At 69.6% G+C, this 6,000-nt stretch carries 6 protein-coding genes; 4 read left to right on the top strand and 2 right to left on the bottom strand.

Annotated features, from left to right (window positions below; genetic code table 11):
* Positions 1-169 precede the first annotated feature (169 nt).
* On the bottom strand, positions 170-556 hold the full coding sequence (locus tag AB0I98_RS07165) for a DUF1508 domain-containing protein (RefSeq protein ID WP_362936437.1): 387 nt from the start codon (positions 554-556) through the stop codon (positions 170-172).
* A gap of 477 nt (positions 557-1,033) precedes the next feature.
* On the opposite strand from AB0I98_RS07165, the gene AB0I98_RS07160 reads away from it, so the two are divergent.
* Positions 1,034-1,798: a calcium-binding protein gene (locus AB0I98_RS07160; protein WP_362936434.1), complete on the top strand. Its 765-nt coding sequence runs from the start codon at positions 1,034-1,036 to the stop codon at positions 1,796-1,798.
* 75 nt (positions 1,799-1,873) lie between these two features.
* Here AB0I98_RS07160 and AB0I98_RS07155 read toward each other — a convergent pair whose 3' ends face one another.
* The gene (locus AB0I98_RS07155; protein ID WP_362936431.1) at positions 1,874-2,509 is read right to left on the bottom strand and encodes a PH domain-containing protein; all 636 of its coding nucleotides are present in this window, start codon (positions 2,507-2,509) and stop codon (positions 1,874-1,876) included.
* A gap of 207 nt (positions 2,510-2,716) precedes the next feature.
* On the opposite strand from AB0I98_RS07155, the gene deoC reads away from it, so the two are divergent.
* Genes deoC through AB0I98_RS07140 form a run of 3 tightly spaced genes read left to right on the top strand, consistent with a single transcriptional unit; the run spans position 2,717 to position 5,987 of the window.
* Positions 2,717-3,667 carry a deoxyribose-phosphate aldolase gene (gene deoC / locus AB0I98_RS07150; protein ID WP_362936500.1) on the top strand — a complete coding sequence of 317 codons (951 nt, stop codon included), beginning with the start codon at positions 2,717-2,719 and terminating at the stop codon, positions 3,665-3,667.
* A 6-nt stretch (positions 3,668-3,673) separates the two neighbouring features.
* On the top strand, positions 3,674-5,104 hold the full coding sequence (locus tag AB0I98_RS07145; RefSeq protein WP_362936428.1) for an aldehyde dehydrogenase family protein: 1,431 nt from the start codon (positions 3,674-3,676) through the stop codon (positions 5,102-5,104).
* Positions 5,097-5,987 carry an aldehyde dehydrogenase family protein gene (locus AB0I98_RS07140; protein WP_362936425.1) on the top strand — a complete coding sequence of 297 codons (891 nt, stop codon included), beginning with the start codon at positions 5,097-5,099 and terminating at the stop codon, positions 5,985-5,987. Before AB0I98_RS07145 ends, AB0I98_RS07140 begins: the two co-directional genes overlap by 8 nt.
* Positions 5,988-6,000: the final 13 nt, after the last annotated feature.

The raw sequence follows: 6,000 nt of genomic DNA, 5'->3' as shown, positions 1-6,000 counted from the left end.
TTTTTGCGAACCGGGCCGTCAACGTACCCACCCCTTTCGCAAACATCGGGTTTTTAGGGCACGGGGGCGAGGATGTACAAAAACACGGCCCCACAAATGGGGCGGGGGCCCGCCTTCTCGGCGGGCCCCGGCCCCTCCCGTGAAACGCCGAGCCCCTGGCTCGGCAGGCTCAGTCCATGTCGTCCCACGCGATCACGCCCCCCGAACCGAGATCGCCCAGCAGCGCCCGGAACCGCTCATATGCGGCCTGGCACGTCGAGTGCCGCTCATAGGAACGCGACGACACCGCTAACGCACCGCCGGCGGGTTCACGAAGTCGCCAGACCCAGCCGTTTCCCTCGGAGGTGTGGTGCACGCCCCCCGGTAAACCCTCGACCGCCGCGCACATTTCCTCGAACGCCGCTCTGCACTCGGCGTAGCTGCGGTACGTCAGGGCCGCTACGGCGACCACCCGCCCGTTCGTGGCGGTGAGTCGCCACAGGTAACTGCCGTCTGCGGATATGTCTATTTGGCAGCGCGTGCCGGGTACGGCCGCGCCCCCCTGTCTTGCCGCCATCCATCCCCACCCCTGCGGATCCCGTCTTCCGGAAGGCCGCATGTGCCGACGATGGTTCGCCGTTCATGCGGCACCCGCAGGGTAGTGAGACACGAGTGACAACGTTCGCCCTGCCTTAGTTGCCCCCGGCATGCTTCATGCGAAAGTTGCCCCTCGTTCACACAGCAGTCCTACAGCGGGCGCGAGAGCGGAACGAGGGCCTCCGGCGGCCGTCCCGGGGCGGGCCGCCGGGCCCGCGGTACGCGTAGGTGGTCGCCAGGTCCGCTGAAATTCCGGTTGAGTTTTCCCTTCGGCTTTCCATGGAATCGGCGCACCCGATATTCGGCCGCACTCCCTTTCCCGAAAAATCGGCAATCCTCTTCACTCGACCGCCAAAAACGTTCCGAAATCTCCACAGCGTGAGTACGCTGCCCACGTCAATTCGGGCCCGCCGAACGGGGATTGGCGGGTCGTGGCATTCAAACTTGGGGAATTCGGATGCGCATTTACTCTGCTGCCGTCGCCGCGTGCGGCGTCATAGCCCTGTCCGCACTCGCCGTGCCGGCCGCCCAGGCGGACGAGCAGTTCGGCGACACCGACATCACCAGCGTCGTCGTCAACAGCGGTGACCCCGTTGTCGTCGGCACGAGCGCGAGAACCGTCACCGTCGAGGTCACGGCGACCGACCCGACCGGCCTCGACGCGATCAACGCCACGCTCTACCACGGCTCGTACGCCGCCCAGGACGCCACCGTGGCCTCGACGGGGGCCTGCGGGCCGACGACCGCTGCGACCAGCACCTGCACGCTGACCTTCGACCTGGCCCCCGGCACCGCCCCGGCCAACGACGCGCTGGCCGGCTCCTGGAGCGTGAGCGCCTTCGCGATCGCCGCCGACGGCGACGCCGAGTTCCTGGACAGCGCGGCCACCTTCTCCCTGCAGCGCGAGACCCGGCTGACCGTCGACGCCACCCCTGAGCCGGTGAAGTGGGGCAAGGTCCTCACCGTCAAGGGCGGCATGCAGAACGCAGGCTGGGCGAACGGCACGAACGTCGCCGCCGAGGCCGGCCGGCCCGTGACGCTGCAGTTCCGCCAGAAGGGCTGCGCCACCTACAGCACCGTCAAGACCGTCAAGACCGCCGCCGACGGCACCCTCTCCACCACCGTCCGCGCGTACTCCGACGGCGACTACCGCTGGTCCTACGCCGGCACGGACGCGACCGCGGCCGCGGTGTCCGAGGGCGACTTCGTGGACGTGCGCTGACCCCTGAGAAAGCGGTGCCGGGCGGCCCACACGGGCGGCCCGGCATCGATCATCCGGTCGGCGTGCGATCGCCCGTCAGGCCACCGCCAGCAGAATCGCCAGCAGCACCGCGCCCGCCGCCGCGGGGCCCACGATCTCGTACGCCCAGCGCACGACCACGCCCTCGCCCTGCGCGGTCTCCGCCGTCCCCCGGCCCTCCTGCAGTTCCCGCAGATCGTCCATGGCCTGGTCGCTCGCCGCCCGGGTCGGACCGTCCGGCACGTTGCGGAGACCGCCCTGCACGAGGCCACGCGTGGTGTCCTCGCCGCTCGCCATCGCGCGTGCCTCGCGCCGGGCCGCCTTCTTGCGGGCGCGCAGCGACACCGGGATGGCCCAGAGCTGGAACTTCTTGCCGGACCGGTCGACGACCTCGTTCGAGTAGCCAGAGCGCAACGAGGCGACCTGCCCCCACGGCAGCACGATCACGCGGAAGGGGTTGCGGATGCGGAGGCGGTCCTCGTTCGCGTACACGGCGGGGCGGACGGTGAAGGCGACGATCAGCGGGACGACGAGGATCATCGCGGCGAGGGCCAGCCAGGGGGTGCGGCCGTTGCCCTGGAACAGGGCGTCGATGCCGAGCCAGGCGACGAGGCCCAGCAGGAGGACGCCGCCTGCGATGCCGCCGGAGGATCGGAAGACGCGGTCCTTGTTCTCGGGGTCCGGGGTGGTCATGCCGTTGATTCTGCCGCATGCCTGCGGCGGCTCGGCGGGGGCGCCCCTTCGCCGTGAGGGGTCTGGCCGTGCGCGGGTGCGGGCCCGTTGTGGCTGGTCGCGCAGTTCCCCGCGCCCCTTCACGTCGGACACCTCCCCCTCTCCTAGAAGGAACCGTTCTTCGGGGTGTACAGCCGCTACGCGCGTAGATATGCTCGTCTGGTGACCATGCCCACCACTGCACACACCCTCACGGACGTGGCGGCCTCCGAGAGCACGCTGCGTCGGTTCCTCCATGGGCTGCCCGGCGTCGACGCGGTCGGCCTGGAGGCGCGTGCCGCCTCGCTCGGTACCCGTTCCATCAAGACGACCGCGAAGGCGTACGCCATCGACCTCGCCATCTCGATGGTCGACCTGACGACGCTGGAAGGCGCGGACACCCCGGGCAAGGTCCGGGCGCTCGGCGCCAAGGCGGTCCGCCCCGACCCGACCGACCGTACGGCCCCCGCCACGGCCGCGGTCTGTGTCTACCCCGACATGGTGCCCGCCGCGAAGGAGGCCGTCGCCGGCTCCACGGTCAAGGTCGCCTCGGTCGCCACCGCCTTCCCGGCGGGCCGCGCGCCGATCGCCGTCAAGCTGGCCGACGTGCGGGAAGCCGTCGCCGCGGGCGCCGACGAGATCGACATGGTCATCGACCGCGGGGCCTTCCTCGCGGGCAACTACATGAAGGTGTACGACGAGATCGTCGCCGTGAAGGAGGCCTGCGGGGCGAGCGCCCGCCTGAAGGTCATCTTCGAGACCGGCGAGCTGTCGACGTACGACAACATCCGGCGCGCCAGCTGGCTCGGCATGCTGGCGGGCGCCGACTTCATCAAGACCTCGACCGGCAAGGTCGCCGTCAACGCCACTCCCGCGAACACGCTCCTCATGCTGGAGGCCGTGCGCGACTTCCGTGCCCAGACCGGCGTGCAGGTGGGTGTGAAGCCCGCCGGCGGCATCCGTACGTCCAAGGACGCGATCAAGTTTCTCGTCCTGGTCAACGAGACCGCCGGGGAGGACTGGCTGGACAACCACTGGTTCCGCTTCGGCGCGTCCTCGCTTCTGAACGACTTGCTGATGCAGCGTCAGAAGCTGGCCACCGGCCGCTACTCCGGTCCCGACTACGTGACGGTGGACTGATCCATCATGGCTTTTGAGTACGCACCCGCACCCGAGTCCCGCTCGATCGTCGACATCGCCCCGTCCTACGGCCTGTTCATCGACGGCGAGTTCGTGGAAGCGGCCGACGGCAAGGTCTTCAAGACGGTCTCGCCGTCCACCGAAGAGGTCCTCTCCGAGGTCGCCCAGGCCGGCGCCGAGGACGTGGACCGCGCGGTGAAGGCCGCCCGCAAGGCCTTCGAGAAGTGGTCGGCGCTGCCCGGCTCCGAGCGCGCCAAGTACCTCTTCCGCATCGCCCGCATCATCCAGGAGCGCGCCCGCGAGCTCGCCGTCCTGGAAACGCTGGACAACGGCAAGCCCATCAAGGAGACGAGGGACGCCGACCTTCCCCTCGTAGCGGCGCACTTCTTCTACTACGCGGGCTGGGCGGACAAGCTGGAGCACGCCGGCTTCGGTGCCGCCCCCCGGCCGCTGGGCGTCGCCGGCCAGGTCATCCCCTGGAACTTCCCGCTGCTGATGCTGGCGTGGAAGATCGCCCCGGCGCTGGCGACGGGCAACACGGTGGTGCTGAAGCCCGCCGAGACGACCCCGCTCTCCGCTCTGTTCTTCGCAGACATCTGCCGCCAGGCCGGTCTGCCCAAGGGCGTCGTCAACATCCTTCCGGGATACGGCGACACGGGCGCGTCCCTGGTGGCCCACCCGGACGTGAACAAGGTGGCCTTCACCGGCTCCACCGCCGTCGGCAAGGAGATCGCCCGCACGGTCGCCGGCTCGAAGAAGAAGCTCACCCTCGAACTCGGCGGCAAGGGCGCGAACATCGTCTTCGACGACGCCCCGATCGACCAGGCGGTGGAGGGGATCGTCAACGGGATCTTCTTCAACCAGGGCCAGGTGTGCTGCGCGGGATCAAGGCTGCTGGTCCAGGAGTCGATCCAGGACGAGTTGCTGGAGTCCCTGAAGCGCCGTCTGTCGACGCTCCGCCTCGGTGACCCGCTGGACAAGAACACGGACATCGGCGCGATCAACTCGGCCGAGCAGCTCTCGCGCATCACGTCCCTGGTCGAGCAGGGCGAGGCGGAGGGCGCCGAGCGCTGGTCCGCGCCGTGCGACATCCCCTCCTCCGGCTACTGGTTCGCCCCGACGCTCTTCATGAACGTCACCCAGGCCCACACCGTCGCCCGCGACGAGATCTTCGGCCCGGTGCTGTCCGTCCTCACCTTCCGCACCCCGGACGAGGCGGTCGCCAAGGCGAACAACACGCCGTACGGGCTGTCGGCGGGCATCTGGACCGAGAAGGGTTCACGGATCCTGGCGGTGGCGAACAAGCTGCGCGCGGGCGTGATCTGGTCCAACACGTTCAACAAGTTCGACCCGACCTCGCCCTTCGGCGGCTACAAGGAGTCGGGCTTCGGCCGCGAGGGCGGCCGCCACGGCCTGGAGGCGTACCTCGATGTCTGACCGTTTGAGCGTCTTCAAGACCTACAAGCTGTACGTCGGCGGGAAGTTCCCGCGTTCCGAGAGCGGCCGGGTGTACGAGGTGACGGACTCCAAGGGCAAGTGGCTGGCCAACGCGCCGCTCTCCTCCCGCAAGGACGCCCGGGACGCGGTGGTCGCCGCCCGCAAGGCCTTCGGCGGCTGGTCCGGCGCGACCGCGTACAACCGCGGCCAGATCCTCTACCGCGTCGCGGAGATGCTGGAGGGTCGCCGCGATCAGTTCACGCGTGAGGTGGCCGACGCCGAAGGGCTCTCCAAGTCCAAGGCGGCGGGGATCGTGGACGCCACGATCGACCGCTGGGTCTGGTACGCGGGCTGGACCGACAAGATCGCCCAGGTGGTCGGCGGCGGCAACCCGGTCGCGGGCCCGTTCTTCAACCTCTCCTCGCCCGAGCCCACGGGCGTCGTCGCTGTCCTCGCCCCCCAGGAGTCGTCCTTCCTGGGCCTGGTCTCGGTCGTCGCCCCGGTGATCGCGACCGGCAACACGGCGATCGTGGTGGCGAGCGAGAAGTCCCCGCTGCCCGCCCTGTCGCTGGGCGAAGTGCTGGCCACCTCCGACCTGCCCGGCGGTGTCGTCAACGTCCTCTCCGGCCGTACGGCGGAGATCGCGGCGCCCCTCGCCGCGCACCAGGACGTCAACGCGATCGACCTCGCGGGCGCCGGCACCGACGATGGCCTGGCGAAGGAACTGGAGATCGCGGCGGCCGACAACCTCAAGCGCGTCCTGCGTCCACAGCCTGTGGATTACACCGAGACCCCGGGCACCGAGCGCCTGACGGCATTCCTGGAGACGAAGACGGTCTGGCACCCGACGGGCTCGCTGGGCGCGTCCGGCTCGTCGTACTAGAGGCACTAGAGGT

This window comes from Streptomyces sp. NPDC050211 (assembly GCF_040656035.1).
Taxonomy (GTDB): domain Bacteria; phylum Actinomycetota; class Actinomycetes; order Streptomycetales; family Streptomycetaceae; genus Streptomyces.
This window is presented reverse-complemented; position numbering and strand designations above follow the sequence as displayed.

Coding starts and splice junctions, on each gene's coding strand:
- AB0I98_RS07165 (WP_362936437.1), bottom strand. CDS start 556: ATGGCGGCAAGACAGGGGGGCGCGGCCGTACCCGGCACGCGCTGCCAA.
- AB0I98_RS07160 (WP_362936434.1), top strand. CDS start 1,034: ATGCGCATTTACTCTGCTGCCGTCGCCGCGTGCGGCGTCATAGCCCTG.
- AB0I98_RS07155 (WP_362936431.1), bottom strand. CDS start 2,509: ATGACCACCCCGGACCCCGAGAACAAGGACCGCGTCTTCCGATCCTCC.
- deoC (WP_362936500.1), top strand. CDS start 2,717: ATGCCCACCACTGCACACACCCTCACGGACGTGGCGGCCTCCGAGAGC.
- AB0I98_RS07145 (WP_362936428.1), top strand. CDS start 3,674: ATGGCTTTTGAGTACGCACCCGCACCCGAGTCCCGCTCGATCGTCGAC.
- AB0I98_RS07140 (WP_362936425.1), top strand. CDS start 5,097: ATGTCTGACCGTTTGAGCGTCTTCAAGACCTACAAGCTGTACGTCGGC.